Raw genomic sequence first — 19619 nt, forward strand, 5'->3', positions numbered from 1 at the left:
ATTATATTTGCCAGTTCCCAATGTTGCGACAGATCTTGCATTAAGACGATTCATAAGAACCATTTTTACTCCTTTCTGCTATAGTTTTTACCCACACGTCAGCCCCGCTTGTGGTGTGCAAGCAAGTGATATGAATTGATTCAAGATACACAGATTTAAGATGAGAGAATCTTACGTTATTCAGGGTTCTCATTCAATATGAATAACGCTAGATTATGATTATAAATCAATGCCTTGAACGCTTGTTCACAAGCAAGAGCTTGAAGAAACTTTAAATGGCATTGGTGGGATAATGAAACGCTTTGGTCCGCAGCAAACTAGTGAAAAGTGCTGATGATTTTACGATTAGGCATGTGTTTAAATCGATAAAAAGATACCGTAGGAAATAAATATGTTTACAGATAAGCAGCTAAGAGCCTTGTTTGGCATTATAACTTTTATATCTTTATGTTTTTTAGGAATTAAAAAAAATCCCTACTTTATTCAAAGTATTTTGACATTCGCATCTGTTTCTTTGGTAATAGTCACAGTGGTTTTTGCAATTTTATGCAATTCTCATATTCCTTTTGAGTTGCAGAACAATCCAAAATACAAACGCGGCAATACAACAGGTTGGAAGACATTAACACGTGATTTACAACAGTATATGCACAGACTTTTAAAGCTAATAAGTTTAGCGCTTGTCGTTTTAATTTTTCCAAATAGTTATAAAGAAACTGTTTCTTTACCTTTCATTTCTAAGTACGTGGAGTACAAGCTTTCTTTTCCATTGGATACTGTACTTTGGTACTCAGATATTGCTCTTTGGTATTCTTTTTTAGTTTGTGTATTTTTCCTTATGTTACGTACACGCAGTTTAATAAATATATCTATTTACACACTACAGTGCTCAGTTAAAAAGCTATAGTAAAATTTCCGATTTTATAAAACTGTTCAGATTACGTTGTCTCTTCTCAACGTTCATAGATGAGATCAACAAGGAGATAAAAAACTATCGAAAGCAGTTTGATACTCTTTGTAGCAGGAAAGAGATCAACGCATTGAACGAAGCATGGCGTCACGTAAAATTGCGTTAATCCGTGTTTGATATCCTTTCCCTTGACTTTTAAGCCACGCTAGAACGTCTGAATCCACACGTACTGTTGTGACAGTTTTGGTTGGTTTATAGAATGGATTGCGAACGGCGTTTTTCCAAAATGCATCATTGAGTGACGGAATATCACTATGATCAATTGCACTGTCCGGCATTGCAGCCAGCTTATCAACTTCAACTCTCTGTTTATCTGTCAAAGGTGATAAGTTACCTACATCAATTTCATAAAGAACTTTCTTCTTCATAACGTTTCCTTTCTTTCGAGTTAGCACGCCGCGCTGAAATAATACGGATTACTTCTATACCATCTTTATCATCATGGACAGTATGCGCCACGAGCAGCAGTAAAAAACCATCCACAAGACCCAAAGTTTGCCAACGATATTCTCCGTTTTCAATACGGTCTTGTTTAACCATGGCGAACGGGTCTGCAAAAACACGAGCAGCAATTTCAAAACTGACACGGTGCTTTCTAAGATTACTTTTCGCTTTAGCTTCATCCCATTCAAATCTTATTTTCATATCTTATGTTAATACATTTATGTATGTATTTCAAGAGTTTTAAATGAACACTGAACTATTTATGTTTTTTTGCATATTAAATATAATTTTATATGTTAAAAAACATAAATATCATTTTGAAATAATTGAAAAAATAAGCAAATCATGCTAAGATTTTCTATGTATTAAAGTACAAGTTTAAGGTAAGAAAAAACATGCTAAATAAAGTGACATTAATCGGGCGTTTAGGTGCTGATCCCGAAAGCAAAACAATGAATTCTGGAGCAGAAGTAGTCAATTTTCGTATGGCAACTTCTGAGAGCTATACAGATAAAAATACTCATCAAAAAGTAGAGAAAACTGAATGGCATTCAGTTGTGATTTTTAATCCACATTTGGCAAAAATTGCACTTCAGTATCTCAACAAAGGTTCAAAAGTTTACGTAGAAGGAAAATTACAGACACGCAAATGGCAAGATAAAAATGGGCATGACCGTTACACAACAGAGATTATTTTACCACAATTCAAAGGCGAGTTGTATTTGCTTGATGTAAAGAAAGATCAATCTGCCCCTTCATCTATTACTTCTCAAAATTATGCTATCGCTTCAGGTGCCGCTGATCATAGTGCATCTCTTAATGACAGCATACCATTTTGATTGATAAAATATAACAAAGAGAAACATGTGGGCTCCCACAGATTAGGGGATGTATGAAGAAGAAAGATGCTTACATTTCACAAGTGAAAGTACGTCAAGATCCTGTTAATCAATTGGCAATTGAAATGCGTGCTAAACGCTTTGGTTTGACGATTGAAGAGGCTAAAAATCCGCTTGCTGGTACTTATGTTGGGCGGCTTTGTTTGCAAGGTGTGCTTACTCAAGACCAGTATGATGCTGCGCAAAAATATCTTGAAGTGAAAAATGACTATTTGTGTGCAAAAGGTTTACCAAGCGCTGTTTATGACGAAATACCATCATCTTCTGATGACAAAGCAAGAGAAAAATGGGTTGAATTTGCAACAGAACAGTTTTCTAATATGCAAGAGGTGATAAAAGAAACACAACATCTCTATAGACAGTATAATCTTTATGCAGCAATACAATATATTGTTATCGAAGACAAAACATTACCACATCTTGTGAATTCATTGCGGGTCGCTCTTAACGCGCTTCATAAATATTTTGACAGAAAAACTAAATGGTAAATGTTTGTTATAATGTTTCAAAGGCAGTTGATTGCTCTTCTGATATTTCGGCTATAAATACTGCGTGAGAAAAGCTAAATAATATATATACGAATAGCTCAAAGAATGCGATATAGAATACAATACCCATAGAGAGGTTTTCGCGAAACTGAATCCAGAGAAGCATTGTTTGTAGTAAAAATGAAACAGGTAGCGCTTGTATTCTATATTGGATTGGTGCCATACAGACTGTAAGGGGAAGAGTAAGCATTAAAATAATTGTCCCTAACAAATAAGGGGCAAAAGAGCGGGGGAAAAACGTAGCAATGATGTACCCTGTAGAAAACATAATTATAAAGGTAACCACTGCTGTGAAATAGGAGAGTGCCATAAGGCGTAAGAATAAAAATAAGCTGCGTTTAGCAAAACGAAAGTAATAATTTATCGTTTTTTCTCCGTTTTTTTTCTTAATCGCTTTATGTTCTCTAAATCTTTCTCGTTTCTCAATTATTTCGTTCCATTTGCTTTTATCCTTTGTAAAAGCATAATCGATAGTTTCTAACGTTGGCAGTATTATTGTTAATAGTATTTTTCCTACTAAATTTAGGAACTCTTTTAGAGTTTCAAGTATGCCCCCTAGAAATAATCCAATGCCGTAAATTACTAATATAATAATATCAATTAATATTGGGATTATTAAGATAAGGATTACAATTCCTATAATAAACCACATTTTCTCCCCCTTTTTATTAATCATTAATCATAGTATTGAATTTTTAATTGATTTTTTTCTCAACCAGATTCATTCTGTTTTTCCATTATCATTATCTGTTTCTGTTGTTGCCAAAGCTTTTCGTATAATTCCTCAATTATTTTCTCTTGTTCCTTAATCGCTTTGTAGTGTCTATCGACCATCCTACTGTTTTCCTTAACTGCTTCGTTTCGTTGTATAATCGCTTTATTAATTTTTTCATTCTCATAATCAAACGCCATCTGAGAGTATTCGACTAAGCGATCATGTTCAAAATTTGCTATTATTCCTAGGTAATTTCTCCAAGCAAACAACAAAATTGCTACTACTAATAAAGAGTTTCTTGAAAATTCAAGATACCAAAGCACCCCAAGTACTATGGCTAATAAAAGAGTACCTTGAAATTCTGTATTCCGACCATTCTCTGCTTCTTCCCGCATGTCAGAGACTATAGCCCATAGGATGAGTATACCCACTATTACTATGACAATATCACGCATTGTTCTCCCCCGCTTTTTATTAGTTTCTAGTCATATAATTGATTCGTTTAGAAGATACAATTGTGAGTGGTTGGTTGTTAAAGACACTAGATTTAGGTGAAAAAATAAAAAACACACAATATCGTGATTTTTTATTGACAGGATATGAAAAATAGTGTTTTATGGCGTTGCTGTACTAGTCGAATTGTGTCTAGAATTACGGTAAAGGTATAACCTTTCTTATAAGTTTATATGATTGTTCAGAGCCCTGCTTTTGCGGGGTTTTTTATTGTCTTGTTTACAAAAAGAAACACACATGAAAACCACTGAAAAACTTGCAAAAAGAACGCCCCCAAAGGCAGGTCAAGGGCGGGTAAAAGGTGTGCCAAATAAAACGACACGTATTTTGAAAGAAGCAGTGCTTAAGGCAGCAGAGCGCGCTGGTAAGAAATATGGTGATGATGGTTTGGTCTCTTATCTAGAAAAACAGGCAATCAAATGCCCCGCTGCTTATTTGGCATTGTTGGGGAAGATTTTGCCTCTTCAAGTGACAGGGGAAGATGGGGGAGCCATTAAGATGATAACGCGTGTAGAAATCGCGCCTTTGGTCAATGACGACACGACAGATTAATATTGTTCCAAAGCTTATACCGATTTTTACAGGTAAGGCTTTGGTGCGTGCGGCTTGGGGTGGAAGAGGGTCTGGAAAGACAAGATCATTTGCCTTGATGGCTGCTTTAAAAGGCTATCAATTTGGTAGGGAAGGGATATCAGGCACTATACTTTGTGCACGGCAGTTTCAAAACTCGCTAGCAGAAAGTTCATTAGAGGAGATTAAACGCGCCATTGAAGCGCATGACTTTTTAAAGGACTATTACAAGGTTGGGGAGTCGTCGATTAAGTCAATTGATGGTCGTATAGCCTTTCAGTTTTCTGGTCTTGACCGGAATATTGCCAGTATCAAATCCATGGGGCGTATTTTGCTTTGTTGGGTTGATGAGGCAGAGCCCGTTACAGAGACAGCTTGGCAAACGCTTATACCGACTTTGCGAGAAGAAGGAGAAGGATGGCGGGCAGAGTTATGGGTGACATGGAATCCATTACGAGAGAATGCCCCCGTTGAGAAGCGGTTTCGCTTTTCAGACAATGAGGCAATTAAGCGTGTTGAGATCAACTGGTCAGACAATCCGAAGTTTCCCAAGATCTTGAATGAAGCACGATTGGATGATCTGAGAAACCGTCCAGAGACCTATAAGCATATCTGGGAAGGGGATTATCTGAAAGCGGTTCAAGGTGCTTATTATCAAAAGGAAATGTTGGCAGCCGAGCAAGAGGGGCGGATAGGGCGTGTTGCTCGTGACCCTTTAATGCAAATACGTGCTTTTTGGGACATTGGGGGGACAGGCGCCAAGGCAGATGCCACGGCGATATGGATAGCACAGTTTGTGGGGCGAGAAATCAGAGTGCTTAATTATTACGAAGCACAGGGGCAGCCTTTATCGGAACATATCGGTTGGTTGCGTCACAATGGTTATGAGAAGGCATTGATGGTTTTGCCCCATGATGGTGCGACCAGAGACCGTGTGCACAATGTGAGTTTTGAGAGTGCTTTAAATGATGCGGGTTTTGAAACGCAAGTGATCCCTAATCAAGGGGCAGGGGCGGTTAAGATGCGTATAGAGGCGGTGCGGCGTATTTTGCCGTCTGTTTGGTTTAATGAAGAGATGACGGTAGCAGGGCGCAAAGCACTGAATTGGTATCATGAGAAATGGGATGAGAAGCGCGGCATTGGTTTGGGTGCAGAGCATGATTGGTCGAGCCATGGGGCGGATGCCTTTGGTTTAATGTGCATTGTCTATGAAGCACCCAGTGTCAAACCCAAGCAAGAGCGTTATTGCACTATGGAAAGAGAAGCGGCATCATGGATGGCATTCTAGATCAAGACTTTCAAAAAACGACAATCCTCGATGAATATGAACTCTATAAGCGTTTAAAGTCTTGGTACGCAGAAGATATTGAACATGTTAATGAATGGCGTGAACAGGCGCGTGAAGATTTTGATTTTTATAATGGTCGTCAATGGGCAGAGGAAGATCTTGCGGTTTTAAAAGAGCAACGCCGTCCTGTCATGACTTTTAACCGCATTGCACCCCTTGTGAATGCTATTGTTGGGGCGGAGCGTAATAATAAGCGCGAAGTACAGTTTCAACCACGGCAAATGGGAGCGGCAATACCCAATGAATTGCTTACTGGAGCAGCAGAATGGTTTCGTGATGAGGCAGAGGCGGAATATGCCGATTCCGATGCTTTTCAGGATATGGTTATTTGCGGTATGGGCTGGACAGATACGCGGCTTGATTATGATACAGATCCCGAAGGGATACCTGCTGTTCAACGTTTAGATCCCTTAAAAATGGTTTGGGATGCCAATGCTGTAAGACCAAATCTCATTGACGCACAGCGTATGTGGTATGTTGATCGCAAATCCGTTGAGGATGCTAAAAGTCTTTTTCCTGATGTTGCTGTTGAAGATCTTAACGCCGATTGGGCTATCGATAGTACAACCGCTTCTGAGGATTCTCATGTGTCGCTTGATGCGTATCAAGATGACTCCAATGCGACTTCTCTCTCAGATCCGTATTCTGGGAAACGCTATGTTACGCTGGTTGAATGCCGTTGGTTTGAATATGAGACCACTTACAAGGCGCCTGATCTTCAAACCGGCCAGATGCGCAACTATAGCAAACAGGAGTTTGAACAGCTTCAAAGGGTAATGCCACAATTACAAGGGGTGTGTTTTAATAAAAAAGTGGTGAGACGCGCTTTTCTGGGACGACGTCTTTTAGCAAAGCCCGATAAGCCATTAGCACCTGATGGGCAACTTGGGTGGGAGTGTATCACGGGCACGCTGGATAAGCTTAAAAACCAGTTTTACGGGATTGTTCGCCCCGCAAAAGATCCACAAAAATGGTCGAATAAATATTTTAGCCAAGTGATGTATATCCTTAATAGCCAGTCTAAGGGCGGCTTGATGGCAGAACGAGGCGCTTTCGATGATGATCGCCAAGCCATGGAAAGCTGGGCGCGAACGGATACGATTACTTGGGTTAAAAATGGTGCGCTTACAGGAGGGAAAATTCAACCAAAGCCAAGTGCACAATTTCCCAATGGATTTTTCCAGCTGTTTAATGAATCGCGTGAAGCGATAACGCATGTAACAGGGTTATCGGCCGAGTTTATTGGAACACGGGAGGTCAACCAAGCCAATGTGCTGGAAAATACACGCCGGCAATCAACGCTTAATTTGCTTGCGGGGCTGTTTGATAATCTCAAGCTTTATCGGTGTAGGCAGGGAAAGATTATCCTTTATCTTATCCAGAATTATCTCTCTGATGGGCGTCTGGTACGTATTTCTGGACAAGAGAATGCCCAATATGTGCCGTTGACGCGTGAAGCTGTTACGACGCTTGAGTATGACATTATTGTTGATGATTCACCGACAAGCCCCAATGAAAAAGAGAAAACTTTTGCGGCAATTACGCAGATGTTGCCGTTGCTTGGTGGGTTCTTAACACCGGAGATGATTCCAGATCTTTTAAAGCTTTCCCCACTACCGGCAACATTGGTAGCAAATTTAACGGCGAAAGCACAGCAGGCACAACAAGAACAACAGCAACAGCAGATGATGCAACAAAGCCAAGGGGCGCAATTAACTCCAGAGCAACAAGCAAAGATTGCTGTTTTACAGCAAGAAGCGCAAGCAAAGAGCACACTCTATCAACTTGATGCACAGCAGAAACAAGCGGCATTGCAGCAGAAAAATATCGAACTTTTCTTGAAACAAGAACAAGCGCGCATGCAGCTCGAACTTCAACAGGCAAAAAATGAGATAGCGCAGCGTGATTTAGAACGCAAAGCTTTACAGACACAGTTGGAACACTATCGAGTTTTGACAAAAAATATAATAGCACATTGAGGGGACAGAATATGGAAGAAGAGTTTACGCCAGAAGAACAAGCAATCTATGATGAACATTTTGCCAGTGATAATGCTGTTGAGTTGGTCGAGCCAGAACAAGTTGAGGAAGTTTTTGATGCAGAGGAAAGTTCTGAACAGCCAGCTGTAGAACCACTTCAAGAGCAGCCAAATTCTGATGTAATAGAATCTGATAAACTAGAGCAAGAGCGGCAAGCACGACAAAAGGCAGAACAAAGCGCCATTGAAGCGCGTGAATTGGCTATTGAACTTGCGCAAAAATATGCCGCAATGCAGGAAGAAATCACGCGCCGCCGTGAGGAAAATATTCCCTCCCTAGAAGACGACCCAAAAGCACATTTTGCATGGCTTAGTCATAAGGTACAAGAACAACAGAAATTGCTTGATGAGTTTTCTCATATGAGAGAGAGCCAAGAGCGCATGAGTCAAGAGGAATATGAACGCCAAAAGTTGGGGGATTATTTCGAGGAAGCCAAAGCGCAAGTACAAGATAAATATCCAGATTTAGACAGTATCACGGACTATCTCTATGAAAGAGCAGACAGTGTCTTACAAGCGCAAGCAAGCCTTTATCCACAATGGAAAGACCCAGAGGCACGGCAACAACAAATTGGTGCTGAATTGCGCCAAATATGCCAGCAGTGTCAGAAAGCCGGTATAAATCCAATTGAGGTGCTGGTGCAAAAAGCAAAAGCTTTTGGCTATAGTGGCGCGCCCGTTAAGGACGAAGTAGGAGCTCTTCAAGAGCGTTCTCAAGCAGCGCGGACGCTTACAGCGCGCGGCGGACAAGTTCCAACAGGCGGTATGGATGTGAGAACGCTCTTTTCCATGCCAGAAGCCGAATTTGCTGTATGGGTTGAGAAAAATCCCGAAAAATTTGAACAAATTATGAGCAGAGCGTGAGATGTGCGTGGTGACGCAACAGAGAGAACCAAGTGATTGTTATCGTTTGGGGGTGCCGCAAGGCGAGTTTTAAAACCAAGAAAGGCATTGATTGAAATGGCAGTAACACAGGTAAATCTTAATGACCCATTAGCCGTTGGCGTTTGGGCTAAGATGCTAAACACAGAAACTTCAAAAGCGTTGCCCATTGCACCGCTGATGGGAAAAGGAAAAAACAGCATTATTCAAGTATTGGATATGCTAGGAAAATCCGCTGGTGACTCTGTGACGAGCGGATTAAGAGTCCAACTTATGGGGGATGGCGTTAGCGAGGGACAAACGCTGGAAGGCAATGAAGAAGCACTCCAATTTATGAATGAAACGGTGCGTATTAACGAGCTTTCTCATGCTGTACGCGTAAAATATGAAGGCACCATTGATCAACAACGTGTTTTATTTAATTTACGAACAGAAGCAAAAGATGGGCTTGTTGATTGGTATGCAGATCGCTTAAGTTTGATGTTCTTCATTCAGGCAGCAGGTTATACAGCACCATGGATTCACTTCGAGGGACGCACCATAACCCTTAAACCCGTACACTATGGTTTTAATGCTCCATTAGAGCCAAGCAAATTGCGTATTATTCGTGCCAATAAGAAAAAGACTGATGAAGAACTTACAAAAGACGATGTTTTTACATTAGATCTTATAGATCAGGCTGTTGAACGCGCAAAACTTGCTAATCCACGTTTGCGTCCGGTTCGTGTTGATGGAAAATCGGCATATGTGATGTATCTCCACCCAACACAGGTAACTCAATTGCGTACCAATACAAAGAGCGGGCAATGGTTAGACATTACCAAGGCAGCTTATGATGGCTCTGGAGCTAAGAACCCAATTTTTGATGGCTCTCTGGGGATGTATAATGGAGTTATCTTACGTGAAGCTGAACATGTCCCCAATGGTATCAATTCAAAGACACAAGAGCCTGTTCCCTCTGTTCGTCGTGCTGTGTTGCTTGGTGCGCAAAGTGTTATCATGGCTTATGGGCGCGTTGGCAATGGAGCAACAGGAGGCGATGGGAAAGGGGGAACACGCTATAAACTTGTTGAAGAACTGTTTGATTATCAACGTGAATTTGGGGTTGCAGCTAAAACCATTATCGGCATGAAAAAGTCACGCTATACCTTGCCGCATTCTGATCAAGGGGGACAAGACTTTGGTACGATTGTTATCCCTTCTTTTGCCGAAGCAAGCTAATTATTAAAGGATGACAATTATGGCAGAAAAATCGCTAATTACACAGGAACCTGTTGAGACCGTTGAGACTGTTGAAACCGTTGGCATAATAGATGAGGGATTGCCACCTGTTTTGCAAGGACGCAACAACTCTACGCAGCAGGTTAGTTTTTTACGGGCGCGTATTAAATGTACAGATCAAGGGTTGATAACAAAAATTGGCGTTCTACCCCGAGGGGCTTTTATAAAAAGTATTACAGCTTATACCATGGAGGATTTTGAAGATGTAACAGCTACATTTGGAAAAGAGCCTCATGGTAATGATTATGGAGATGTAGGGCTTCGGCAATCTACCGATGGCAATCTGTACCTCCCTATGGAGGAACGAGATGTTCCATTAGAAGCTGAAAGTACGATTTACATGACACGAGACAAGAAAAGCACCAAAGGTGATGCTGAGGTGATTGTTGAGTTTTACACTAATCGTTAAAGGCAAGGGGGCGTTTATTGCTTGCGTCCCCCTCCTATACAAGATGCCCCAATACATTTGGAAGAGGCTGATATGACAATAATAGTACAGACAGGTGGTCCGATTGGAGACAAACAGACCATTGCTCCTTGGGATAAAAATTTTATCCAGATGTTAAACGATATTCAGGATGAAATAGATGATCAAACAGATGAGTATGTTGATCAAGTGCAAAGGGCGATATTTTCGGCTATTCGCTTTTGTGAACGATTGCCTTTTTATTTCAATGAAAGCCGCGAAGTTGTTTTTACCACTCTAAAGGGCAAAAGCCGTTATGGCGCAGAGGAAAATCCAGTTATTCCGGCTGCTGTTCGCATTGTTGATGCTTACGTTTATGAAGATAATCACAGCAAAGCAAAGCTTTTGCAGGTAGATCCTCTTGTTATTGAGAATCTTGAGGATGATTGTAGCCATGGCATGCCTACACGCTATGCTTATTTTGAACAAAAGCTTGTCTTGTATCCAACACCAGAGCGCGTTTATTCTATCAGGCTTATTCTTGACCCTGTAAGAATAAAAGATATTGAGAGTGCACAAGAAGCGTCCATATGGTTTTTAGAAGCCTATGAACTGATCAAAACGCGTGCAAAATATGAAATTTATACCAATATTATTAAAGAACCACAGATGGCAGCGGCAGCTTTTGCCATGTTTCAAGAGCAACTCGATGCGCTTCAAATTGAAACATCACGGCGCAAGAATTTGTTAAAAATTCAACACACGGATTTCTGATGACCTTTATTCCTATTGCTGAGTATAGACCAGATGTTGCATTTATTAATAGTGGTTATTCTAGTGAGATCGTGAACGTTTTACCTGCACCAAATTCGTATATTCCGTTTCCCATTGTGGCGCCGGTCTCAGATCCTTTTCCGGATGTGATTTTGGGGGTCTATGCGGTGCGCTCATTGGGTGGTGTGCGCATCATTGTGGGGGCACCAACAAAACTTTATGAATATGACAACAGCACGCGCGGCTGGAAAGACATTAGCAAACCTCACACACAATATCACGCCAATGAGACTGCACTTTGGTCTTTTGCCTCCTTTGGTGATCATATCATTGCTGTTAATAGCAATGACCCACCACAAATGCTTTCGTTAAAAACGGATGAAAGGTTTTGTGATTTGAGTGGTAATCCCCCGCGTGCTGGACTTGTGCGTGTGTGGGGTGATTTTGTTTGCCTGATGCAATTAACAGATAAGCCAAACCGTGTTCAGTGGTCCGGTTTGAATGATGCGACACATTGGACGGTTGGGGAGAAAAGTTGCGATTATCAAGATTTTCCCGATGGAGAATATGTTCAAGGGTCTACGGAATCAACAAATCCACTTATTTTCATGCGCTCCGCCATTTATCATGCAACCTTTGTACCAGGCTCTAAAATTATATTCAGTTTTGCAAAAATAAAAGACAAAATAGGGGCGAAAAGCAGCACAGCAATTGCAAGCCGTGGAGACTGTACTTTCTTTGTCTCTGATGATGGTTTTTATCAAATCAACAGTGCTGGTGAAATGCTCCCTATAGGCTTTGGTAAAGTCGATAAAACCATCTTCACACTTTACAATAATTTTGCCATTGATGAGATGAGAGCATGTATTGATCCGGTCTATTCTCGTGTTTATTTTTCTATCAATGATAACACTGAAGGGATGCATATTTATGTTTATGATTGGCTTTTGCAAATATGGAGTGTCATTAATGGGCAAAACCTTCTCTTATTTCCCCTTTTTGCAGCCGGTTATACATTAGAAGGCTTAGACGAAGTACAAGAGAGCTTGAAAGATTTACCAGCTTCTCTTGATAGTAAGATGTGGCAAAATGGTGCGCCTGTTTTGGGAGCCTTTACGCCAGACAACACATTTGGTTTTTTTGCGGGTCCTCCAATGGAAGCAGTTATTGCTTCACAAATTGTGGGGGATACGGGCAGGCAAATCAACCTGATGAGTGAGGCTTTTGTTCAAGCGGATACAACAAAAGGTTTTTTAAGTGTTGGGGCGGCTTTTATCATTGATAACAAGAACCAATTAAATTGGGCTAAAGAGCGTTATGCCGGCTATAATATTGGGATGTATAATATCCGCTCACGGGCGCGTTATCACGCTTTGCGTCTGAGAATACCAGAAGGCACGCCATGGACACATATAACAGGCTTTGATGTAACGCTCAAACCCGCGGGCATAAGATGAGTTTTAAGATCTATAATACAGAAAAATGGAGCGCTGAACAAATGGCGCCCTATTTTGACAATGTCATAAAATCGATAGCTTATTTTAATCAAAAATTCCCTGATGATTATAATACAGAGACCATTTTAAACGATATTTTGAAGGGAGAAAAAGTTCTTTGGATTATCGTTGATGCGCATGAAAACTTTATGGCGCATGTCACAACACAGTTACAAGAACTCGTCACTGGAGCATTAAGGGCGGTTGTTGTCACGCTTGGTGGAAAGGGAGGAGCACCCTTAACAAAGCTTATCACTCAGATTGAGGCCTATTACAAGAAAAAAGGGGCAAAAGAGCTTGTCATCATAGGCAGGCGAGGGTGGGAAAAATCTCTTAAAACGCATGGATATCTCGTTAATCTTTTAGAATATAGAAAGCAGCTTTAACATGGGAAAAAGTTCTAAACCAATCCAGAATACCCAAAACACGACGCAAACAAATGAACCCCCTGCATGGGCAAAAGGTATTTTTGAACATGCCGCTAAGGATGCCATGACTTTTTATAACCAAGGCAGCGGAAAAGCCGTTTATGACGGGCAGCGTGTTGCGGGTTTAAGTGATCAAACAAAGAATGCGATTAATGGGCTTAGCAATAATACGCATAACTATGATAACAACACTTTAAATGGAATAGCGACAGGGCAAAATGCAACAAGCCAAAACTTAAAGAACATGGCTTCAGGGCAACAAATAGGCAATAACCCTTACTTTGATGAAGCGCTTCAAAACACATTAAATAAGGCAACAAATTCTATTAATAGTTCATTGGCAGGTGCTGGGCGTTATGGTTCTGGGGCGCATACTGGGGTTTTGGCTGATGAATTGGGGGGCATAGCAACACAAGCTTTATCACAGCAATATAACCAAGATGTCAACAACATGATGAATGCCAATGGTCTCATTGACCAAGCAAACCAAAATCAGTTGGCGGGCGCCAATAACTTCTTTCAAGGTCAAGGTCAGGCAAATCTTAATGCGTTGACGGGAGGGAGTGTACTTGATGCCAATCATCAACGGCAATTAGATGAAGAGCGGCAAAAATGGGAGCAGCAGAACAATCTTGATTGGGACCAGTTAAGTAAGTTGCTTGCAGCTGGTGGGGCTGTTGCTGGAAATTATGGAACGCGAACAGGACAAATGACGACATTGACTCCACAGCCAAAACCTAATCCGTGGGAGATTGTTGGAAATGTTGGAACTATCCTTGGTACTTTTGCTGGGCTTAGTGATATCAGAGCAAAAGAAAACATCAGAGAAGCTGGGCAGAGAAATGGCTATAAACTCTATGAATACAACTACAAGGGGCACCCAGAGCGCTATCGCGGGGTGATGGCACAGGATGTTTTGAAGTCAAAGCCAGAAGCTGTTTTCTTGCATAAGGCGACAGGTTTTTTGCATGTGGATTATAGCAAGCTTGGTTTTGAGATGGAAAGGGTGCAGTGATGTTTTGGCGAGAAGAATTAAATGCATTAGAGCGTGAAAAAGCTTATAGAAAGCGTAAAGCGTTGGAACTTGCTGCTTTTAGCACAAACTCTTTTGATGTGAGCAATGGGGATAATACTCCACAAAAATTGAGTCCTACAGAGCTTATTCGTGGTTCTCAAGCAGGGACAGAACAAGCTGGGAAAAAAACGCCAGCAGAATTGATTATGTCTACAGATGATTTAAAGCGCCAAATGCCTCCATTGCCGGATGTTTCAAAGGATACTGTTAAGGTACAAGAGGCGCCAGAGCAACAAAAGTATGACTTCTCAGATCAGGGAGGTGTTGCATCAATGATTCCTCAATCTCCACTCGTTGCGAACATTGATCAGTCTAATGGGGATGAAGCTGGGCGACAGCAAAAAGATGTGATGGATTATATTGCTCAACTTAATGAGAAATCTATAGCGGAAAACTCTTTGAAAAACGATTCTGGAAATGATGAGGAAAAGCTTTTTGATGCACCTATAGGAGAAGAAAAACATTTGAATGCACACTTACCAGAAGAGGAGCATTTAAAAGCAAGTGGTGATCTTGAACAAAAAACAGATTATATCAAGTCACTTGATAACTTTGTTCAGACAGGAGCAAATCCAAGTAGCTTATGGGAGCGTTTTAGAAAATCAGAATTTTCCGAGCATCTCATGGATTTTTTTGCGGGGTTAGCATCAGGAAAAACACCGCAAGAAAGCTTTTCAAATGCGGCGCTTGTTATGCGGCAGGGCAATAATGTACGTGCTCAAAATAGACCAATTTTTGAGTTTTTACGCTCTAAAGGATACGATGATAAAGACGCACAAGCAATCATGCAATATCCAGATCTTGCCATGAAAGTTATAGGCAACACGTTAAGCCCTCAAGAAGGCTATAGAACATTGACATCAGAAGAAAAGGCAGAGCAAGGATTGCCTGAGGATATGACTTTCCAAGTCTCAACAAGCACAGGGAAAATTATCCCAGTCCAAGGGGGACAACGTTCCACTGCTTCTGGATTAGGGGGAAATACTGATGGCATGCTGTCAAAGCCTGAATCAGGTTATATGTATGTTAAGGATGAAAATGCACTTGGTGGCATACGTGCGGTGCCAATTGCAGGCAGTGGTTCAGAACATAAATTAATTCAAGAACAGAAGGAGGAGGAGCGTAAAAACCAACAAATGCAAATGCGAATTCTGGAAACAGCAGACAGGTCAAATCGTATACTCTCAGCATCTAAAGAATTGCTAAAAACTATTGAGGAACACCCGCATGTTGTTGGTTTCACGGGTTCTATAGGGTCGTTCCTTCCTAATTCTAAGGCAAAAGATTTTGGGCATATGCTCGATTCATTGAAGGCAAGTATCGGGCTTGATGCCTTGAGAAAAGCAAAAGCATTTTCACCAAATGGCGCATCTGGCTTTGGGAATTTGTCTAATATGGAATTGCAAGCATTGCAAAACTCTGTAGCAGCACTGTATCAAGATCTTTCTGCAGAGCAAATGAAGAAATCTTTAAAAACAGTTATTGACACTTTCAATAAATCCAATGCAGCAACGCGCGCAATTCTTTTTGGTGGTGCAGAAGCAACAAACGAGCTCGTTCGAGCCGCCTATGGGCAAGATGCTTATAAGGGAAATCATGCACAGTCAAATGATCCACTAGAAAAACAGATAGAAGCATTGCCGGAAGGCATGTTGTTCGTTGATAGTGATGGACGCATTAAGGAGAAACAAACCAATGGCTGAAGTAATCCCCCCTCTTATTAATCGTAAAAACACAAGAGTCATTGGGCATATAAGTGACTATACACCAGAACAGCTTCAAGAGCTTTTCGCGAAGAATAAGGAAAGGCTAAGTGGTTCTGTTACAGGAAATAATGGTGCAACAGAGGAAGATGGTCCACATCCAAGTGTTGCGGGTGCTTTTGGATGGGGAGCTCTTCATGGGTTAACTATGGGCTATGATGATGAAATAGCCGGAATATCAGAAGCGGGTCCTATTGCTTATTGGATGGGAGATAAAGAGGCAGTCAAAAAGTATAATGAAGTGACAAAGCGATGGCGTGATTATCAAAGAGCGGCGAACCGAGATCATTTTTATGCATCTCTTGCGGGGAATTTAACGGGTGCTGCGGCACCCGTAATTGCTTCTGCCCTCTTTCCACCCGCGGCAGGGGCTACTGCTGCTGCTCGTGCGGCAATTGGGGCTGATGTTGTGCTGGGAGGTAGAGCTGGTGTTGCAGGAGCACAAATAACCAGTAAAGCTTTAGCAGCAAGAGAAAGGGCGGTGCAATCTGCTTTAGCAGAGGGTGCGGAACGGGCAGCGGCAAAAGCTGCAGGTGAAGCAGCAATGAAAGCAGTAGCAAGTAAAGAGGCGGCAAAATTTAGCTTGGGGCGTGCAGCAAAAACTGGAGCCATTTATGGTGGAATAGCAGGCAGTGGTGAAGGGGAAGGGCTTGCAGATACTCTAGTGTCTGCTGGGTTTGGTGCAGGGCTAGGCGTTGCAACACCATTTGTTGCCAGTGGTGTATCAAAAGTGACGCCTTTTGTGACAAAATCACTTAAAGCAGCATTGAGAGGACCTATAAGCCCAGCTGAAATGGCAGCAAAAGCAGCGCTAATGCCAGAAAAAGAAGCATTTCAGGTAAGCGATAGAGCGCTTAGGGATGTAAGCCAGACTTTAGGGGATGAAGGTGTTGATAAGCTTGAAAGGGCATTAAAACAGCGTGGTCCTGATTCAATGATTATTGATCTTCACGATGGGCTTGCTACAAGAGCTTTTAAGGCAGCAAAAAAAGACCATGATACTTATTCGCTCATAAGTAATCGTTTGAATGAAAGACAAGATGCGAGTGCACTGCGGGTAAAGGATGCGTTGACAGATGTGATGGGTCCAAAAGTAGATACGCTTGATTTAAAGCAAGAGATTATCAAACAAGCACAGAAAAAGGCTGAACCATTTTATGAGAGGGCGAAAGCTTCTCCTATTTCTAATGCTGTCAGTAAAGATTTATCGCGGTTGCAAGAAATTCCTGCCTTCCAAAAAGCCTATAAAAAAGCAATTGCGCGAATGCCAAATGAAGCGGATGCAACAGTTATAGGGAGCAATGGATATCCAAAGCTGAATATGCGAATTTTACATAAGATGAAAGAGGTTTTGGATGATCAAATTAAGTCTGCACGTATCAAAGGAAAATGGGGATATGCTCGAGATTTGACTGATTTCAAACAACGCATTCTGGACGTTTTGGATACATCATCTCCAGAATATATTAAGGCACGGAAAATTTATTATGACGAGCGTACTATCGGTAATGCTTTGGAGCAAGGAAAAAAAGCACTGAATAAGAGTGTTGATCTTGATACAATCAACAGACAACTTTCACATTTTGGGTTGATGGAAAAAGAGGCTTTTCAAAAAGGTATCCGGTCGCAACTAGAGGATGCGGCAGGCAATGCACAGAATTTTGACCACAATCTTTTGAGTTTGTTTGACACGCAGAATGGTCAAGAAAAATTACGGCAGAGTTTTGGTGAGGACAAAGCCAAGCAACTTATGAAAGTGTTGCGACCAGAAGTGGAAAGAACAAAACTTTTTGCACGATTGCCAAACCATATGGGTGAAGTAGAAGAAAAGGCTATAGAAGACGCTGCGATTGGAGGAAAGATTCATCTAATCAAGACAACCCTGAAAACTTTAGCAAGAGAATGGGGACGCAAACTCTTAGGAGTGCATAGAGAGACTGAGAGAGATATTGCGGCTCTCATAACAGCACGGGAAAAAGAAGATTTTGGGTTAGCAAGAGAAAAAGCCGTTGAATTAATTAAGAAGTTTCATGAAGCAGAAAAGAAACGCTTAATAACCAAAGAAGATCACACAAAATTCTTCAATTTTCTTGGCATTCTTTTGAATAGCAGTGCTGATAGAACGGTTATAAACTAATGATCAATTTTCATCCCAATGTGAAGCGTGCTATCTCACAGGCAGCACAAAAATATGGTTTGCCAGAAAGCTTTCTTGAACGTGTTGCTATGATAGAAAGTAATGGTAATCCAAATGCAAGAAATAAGAACAGCAGTGCAGGGGGGCTGTATCAATTTCTCGATTCAACAGCAAAACACTATCAACTGAATGACAAGTTTGATCCCTTTCAAGCAACCGATGCTATGGCACGGTTAACGAAGGATAATACGCGTTATTTAGTCACAGCATTAGGCAGAGAGCCATCAGAGGCAGAGCTTTACCTCGCACACCAACAAGGACCAGCAGGGGCAGTAAAGCTTATCAAAAATCCACATATCCCAGCGAGCCAGCTTTTAGGTCGACAGGCAGTCACACTCAACGGTGGCAACATGGAAGCTACAGCAGGGGATTTTATGAATCATATTTATGGGCTTTATAATAAAACGGGAGATGCTTTGAAGAGAACGATACAGCAAAACCAAAGCAATGGACAAGCAGCACCAAACGAGGTGGGTCCTTTGCGTGGGTTTGAGAGGATTCAAAAGACACTTCAAGGTAATCAAGTGGGTCAAGGTGATCAAGGGGGCAACCAATTGATGGCATATGACACGCCATTCCCAAACAGAATGATGGCACCTGAAAGCAGAGACAATTTAACAGGACAGATTATGGAAACCACACCATTGCAAGCACAAGGTATTGATGCAGGTGCTCTTAAAAAGGGCTTTTCCGGTTTGCTTCATTTAATGAGAGAGAATGGAGAACGACAAAAACAGCAGGCACAGATGGTACAGCAACAAATGTTACAGCAACCAGTCATGGCGGGTTTCTCACAATCGACTGGGGGACCGACAGATTTAACACCTCTCATTGATCCTTCTAGGCGGCAATCTGTTGGTTCCTATGGGCGGCAAAAAGAAGAGCAATTGCGCGAAGAGCTATTAAGAAGAACGGGGGCTTATCATGTCTGATATTTATGACTGGTCACTCACAGCTGATCAAAATGCGAATTCCGATAGTATCATTAATTGGGCAGAAGGGCAGCCGCCTAGTTCTGTTAATGATAGTGCGCGGGTCATGATGCAGCGTATACGTGAATATCTTGCCGATAATGGTGGTTCTCTTGACTCAAAGTTTATTGTGAATGGAAAGGAACAAACAACATCAATCACGTTGACGACGGTGTCGCCGATAGCGAAATATAAAAACGATATCATTATCCGCTTTAAGGCGCGTGGTATAAATATTGGTACGACAACAATAAACATGAATAATATAGGAGCAAAGCCACTCTATAAAGCCACCAGCACG

20 protein-coding genes and 1 pseudogene are annotated in these 19619 nt (G+C 41.4%); 17 read left to right on the top strand and 4 right to left on the bottom strand.

The features are described from left to right. The first annotated feature begins 391 nt into the window (after positions 1-391). Positions 392-907: a hypothetical protein gene (locus ACFIM6_RS08560; protein ID WP_375612483.1), complete on the top strand. Its 516-nt coding sequence runs from the start codon at positions 392-394 to the stop codon at positions 905-907. 125 nt (positions 908-1032) lie between these two features. Here the strand turns inward: ACFIM6_RS08560 and ACFIM6_RS08565 are convergent, their stop codons facing one another. Further along, on the bottom strand, positions 1033-1338 hold the full coding sequence (locus tag ACFIM6_RS08565) for a BrnA antitoxin family protein (protein ID WP_273756873.1): 306 nt from the start codon (positions 1336-1338) through the stop codon (positions 1033-1035). After that, positions 1316-1615 (bottom strand): BrnT family toxin, encoded by a 300-nt coding sequence (locus ACFIM6_RS08570; RefSeq protein ID WP_375612484.1) that lies wholly within the window; start codon positions 1613-1615, stop codon positions 1316-1318. Before ACFIM6_RS08570 ends, ACFIM6_RS08565 begins: the two co-directional genes overlap by 23 nt. Before the next feature lie 194 nt (positions 1616-1809). Between ACFIM6_RS08570 and ssb the strand changes: the two genes are divergently transcribed. Beyond that, the gene (ssb, locus tag ACFIM6_RS08575) at positions 1810-2253 is read left to right on the top strand and encodes a single-stranded DNA-binding protein (protein ID WP_375612485.1); all 444 of its coding nucleotides are present in this window, start codon (positions 1810-1812) and stop codon (positions 2251-2253) included. Positions 2254-2306: 53 nt separating this feature from the next. Continuing rightward, entirely contained in the window at positions 2307-2801 is a 495-nt protein-coding gene (locus ACFIM6_RS08580) for a hypothetical protein (protein ID WP_375612486.1), read from the top strand. Positions 2802-2808: 7 nt separating this feature from the next. Here the strand turns inward: ACFIM6_RS08580 and ACFIM6_RS08585 are convergent, their stop codons facing one another. Together ACFIM6_RS08585 and ACFIM6_RS08590 are read right to left on the bottom strand one after the other, a co-directional pair. Next, positions 2809-3513, bottom strand: a complete 705-nt coding sequence (locus tag ACFIM6_RS08585; protein WP_273758872.1) for a hypothetical protein — start codon at positions 3511-3513, stop codon at positions 2809-2811. Between the two features lie 59 nt (positions 3514-3572). Continuing rightward, a complete protein-coding gene (locus tag ACFIM6_RS08590) occupies positions 3573-4031 on the bottom strand; it encodes a hypothetical protein (RefSeq protein ID WP_375612487.1) in 459 nt (152 codons plus the stop codon). A 295-nt stretch (positions 4032-4326) separates the two neighbouring features. Here ACFIM6_RS08590 and ACFIM6_RS08595 point away from each other — a divergent pair, with 295 nt between their 5' ends. The 14 genes and pseudogenes from ACFIM6_RS08595 to ACFIM6_RS08660 form a co-directional block, all read left to right on the top strand. After that, positions 4327-4641 (top strand): hypothetical protein, encoded by a 315-nt coding sequence (locus tag ACFIM6_RS08595; RefSeq protein WP_375612488.1) that lies wholly within the window; start codon positions 4327-4329, stop codon positions 4639-4641. Continuing rightward, complete coding sequence (locus tag ACFIM6_RS08600; RefSeq protein ID WP_375612489.1) at positions 4622-5947, top strand: PBSX family phage terminase large subunit; 1326 nt, start codon at positions 4622-4624, stop codon at positions 5945-5947. Before ACFIM6_RS08595 ends, ACFIM6_RS08600 begins: the two co-directional genes overlap by 20 nt. Beyond that, complete coding sequence (locus ACFIM6_RS08605) at positions 5932-7986, top strand: portal protein (protein WP_375612490.1); 2055 nt, start codon at positions 5932-5934, stop codon at positions 7984-7986. Before ACFIM6_RS08600 ends, ACFIM6_RS08605 begins: the two co-directional genes overlap by 16 nt. Positions 7987-7997: 11 nt before the next feature. After that, on the top strand, positions 7998-8909 hold the full coding sequence (locus tag ACFIM6_RS08610) for a hypothetical protein (protein WP_375612491.1): 912 nt from the start codon (positions 7998-8000) through the stop codon (positions 8907-8909). 96 nt (positions 8910-9005) lie between these two features. Next, the gene (locus ACFIM6_RS08615) at positions 9006-10148 is read left to right on the top strand and encodes a N4-gp56 family major capsid protein (RefSeq protein ID WP_375612492.1); all 1143 of its coding nucleotides are present in this window, start codon (positions 9006-9008) and stop codon (positions 10146-10148) included. Between the two features lie 19 nt (positions 10149-10167). Continuing rightward, positions 10168-10617 carry a hypothetical protein gene (locus ACFIM6_RS08620; protein ID WP_375612493.1) on the top strand — a complete coding sequence of 150 codons (450 nt, stop codon included), beginning with the start codon at positions 10168-10170 and terminating at the stop codon, positions 10615-10617. 72 nt (positions 10618-10689) lie between these two features. After that, positions 10690-11388: a hypothetical protein gene (locus tag ACFIM6_RS08625; protein WP_375612494.1), complete on the top strand. Its 699-nt coding sequence runs from the start codon at positions 10690-10692 to the stop codon at positions 11386-11388. Beyond that, positions 11388-12845, top strand: a complete 1458-nt coding sequence (locus ACFIM6_RS08630; protein WP_375612495.1) for a hypothetical protein — start codon at positions 11388-11390, stop codon at positions 12843-12845. Before ACFIM6_RS08625 ends, ACFIM6_RS08630 begins: the two co-directional genes overlap by 1 nt. Before the next feature lie 41 nt (positions 12846-12886). Then, complete coding sequence (locus ACFIM6_RS08635; protein WP_375612500.1) at positions 12887-13270, top strand: hypothetical protein; 384 nt, start codon at positions 12887-12889, stop codon at positions 13268-13270. A gap of 1 nt (position 13271) precedes the next feature. Further along, complete coding sequence (locus ACFIM6_RS08640; RefSeq protein WP_375612496.1) at positions 13272-14327, top strand: tail fiber domain-containing protein; 1056 nt, start codon at positions 13272-13274, stop codon at positions 14325-14327. Next, positions 14327-16090, top strand: coding sequence for a hypothetical protein (locus ACFIM6_RS08645; RefSeq protein WP_375612497.1), 1764 nt, complete (start codon positions 14327-14329; stop codon positions 16088-16090). The genes ACFIM6_RS08640 and ACFIM6_RS08645 overlap by 1 nt, the downstream gene beginning before the upstream one ends. Further along, positions 16083-18287 carry a hypothetical protein gene (locus ACFIM6_RS08650; RefSeq protein ID WP_375612498.1) on the top strand — a complete coding sequence of 735 codons (2205 nt, stop codon included), beginning with the start codon at positions 16083-16085 and terminating at the stop codon, positions 18285-18287. Before ACFIM6_RS08645 ends, ACFIM6_RS08650 begins: the two co-directional genes overlap by 8 nt. Continuing rightward, a complete protein-coding gene (locus tag ACFIM6_RS08655; RefSeq protein ID WP_375612499.1) occupies positions 18287-19279 on the top strand; it encodes a transglycosylase SLT domain-containing protein in 993 nt (330 codons plus the stop codon). Before ACFIM6_RS08650 ends, ACFIM6_RS08655 begins: the two co-directional genes overlap by 1 nt. Continuing rightward, positions 19272-19619 (top strand): annotated as a pseudogene (locus ACFIM6_RS08660) (phage tail protein); the annotation flags it as partial. The gene ACFIM6_RS08655 and the pseudogene ACFIM6_RS08660, both read left to right, overlap by 8 nt.

The organism is Bartonella sp. AA9NXGY (assembly GCF_042196845.1).
Classification (GTDB): domain Bacteria; phylum Pseudomonadota; class Alphaproteobacteria; order Rhizobiales; family Rhizobiaceae; genus Bartonella.

What these genes read in the sequence shown, in the direction of transcription:
- ACFIM6_RS08560 (WP_375612483.1), top strand. Translation starts at nt 392, where the DNA reads ATGTTTACAGATAAGCAGCTAAGAGCCTTGTTTGGCATTATAACTTTT.
- ACFIM6_RS08565 (WP_273756873.1), bottom strand. Translation starts at nt 1,338, where the DNA reads ATGAAGAAGAAAGTTCTTTATGAAATTGATGTAGGTAACTTATCACCT.
- ACFIM6_RS08570 (WP_375612484.1), bottom strand. Translation starts at nt 1,615, where the DNA reads ATGAAAATAAGATTTGAATGGGATGAAGCTAAAGCGAAAAGTAATCTT.
- ssb (WP_375612485.1), top strand. Translation starts at nt 1,810, where the DNA reads ATGCTAAATAAAGTGACATTAATCGGGCGTTTAGGTGCTGATCCCGAA.
- ACFIM6_RS08580 (WP_375612486.1), top strand. Translation starts at nt 2,307, where the DNA reads ATGAAGAAGAAAGATGCTTACATTTCACAAGTGAAAGTACGTCAAGAT.
- ACFIM6_RS08585 (WP_273758872.1), bottom strand. Translation starts at nt 3,513, where the DNA reads ATGTGGTTTATTATAGGAATTGTAATCCTTATCTTAATAATCCCAATA.
- ACFIM6_RS08590 (WP_375612487.1), bottom strand. Translation starts at nt 4,031, where the DNA reads ATGCGTGATATTGTCATAGTAATAGTGGGTATACTCATCCTATGGGCT.
- ACFIM6_RS08595 (WP_375612488.1), top strand. Translation starts at nt 4,327, where the DNA reads ATGAAAACCACTGAAAAACTTGCAAAAAGAACGCCCCCAAAGGCAGGT.
- ACFIM6_RS08600 (WP_375612489.1), top strand. Translation starts at nt 4,622, where the DNA reads ATGACGACACGACAGATTAATATTGTTCCAAAGCTTATACCGATTTTT.
- ACFIM6_RS08605 (WP_375612490.1), top strand. Translation starts at nt 5,932, where the DNA reads ATGGATGGCATTCTAGATCAAGACTTTCAAAAAACGACAATCCTCGAT.
- ACFIM6_RS08610 (WP_375612491.1), top strand. Translation starts at nt 7,998, where the DNA reads ATGGAAGAAGAGTTTACGCCAGAAGAACAAGCAATCTATGATGAACAT.
- ACFIM6_RS08615 (WP_375612492.1), top strand. Translation starts at nt 9,006, where the DNA reads ATGGCAGTAACACAGGTAAATCTTAATGACCCATTAGCCGTTGGCGTT.
- ACFIM6_RS08620 (WP_375612493.1), top strand. Translation starts at nt 10,168, where the DNA reads ATGGCAGAAAAATCGCTAATTACACAGGAACCTGTTGAGACCGTTGAG.
- ACFIM6_RS08625 (WP_375612494.1), top strand. Translation starts at nt 10,690, where the DNA reads ATGACAATAATAGTACAGACAGGTGGTCCGATTGGAGACAAACAGACC.
- ACFIM6_RS08630 (WP_375612495.1), top strand. Translation starts at nt 11,388, where the DNA reads ATGACCTTTATTCCTATTGCTGAGTATAGACCAGATGTTGCATTTATT.
- ACFIM6_RS08635 (WP_375612500.1), top strand. Translation starts at nt 12,887, where the DNA reads ATGGCGCCCTATTTTGACAATGTCATAAAATCGATAGCTTATTTTAAT.
- ACFIM6_RS08640 (WP_375612496.1), top strand. Translation starts at nt 13,272, where the DNA reads ATGGGAAAAAGTTCTAAACCAATCCAGAATACCCAAAACACGACGCAA.
- ACFIM6_RS08645 (WP_375612497.1), top strand. Translation starts at nt 14,327, where the DNA reads ATGTTTTGGCGAGAAGAATTAAATGCATTAGAGCGTGAAAAAGCTTAT.
- ACFIM6_RS08650 (WP_375612498.1), top strand. Translation starts at nt 16,083, where the DNA reads ATGGCTGAAGTAATCCCCCCTCTTATTAATCGTAAAAACACAAGAGTC.
- ACFIM6_RS08655 (WP_375612499.1), top strand. Translation starts at nt 18,287, where the DNA reads ATGATCAATTTTCATCCCAATGTGAAGCGTGCTATCTCACAGGCAGCA.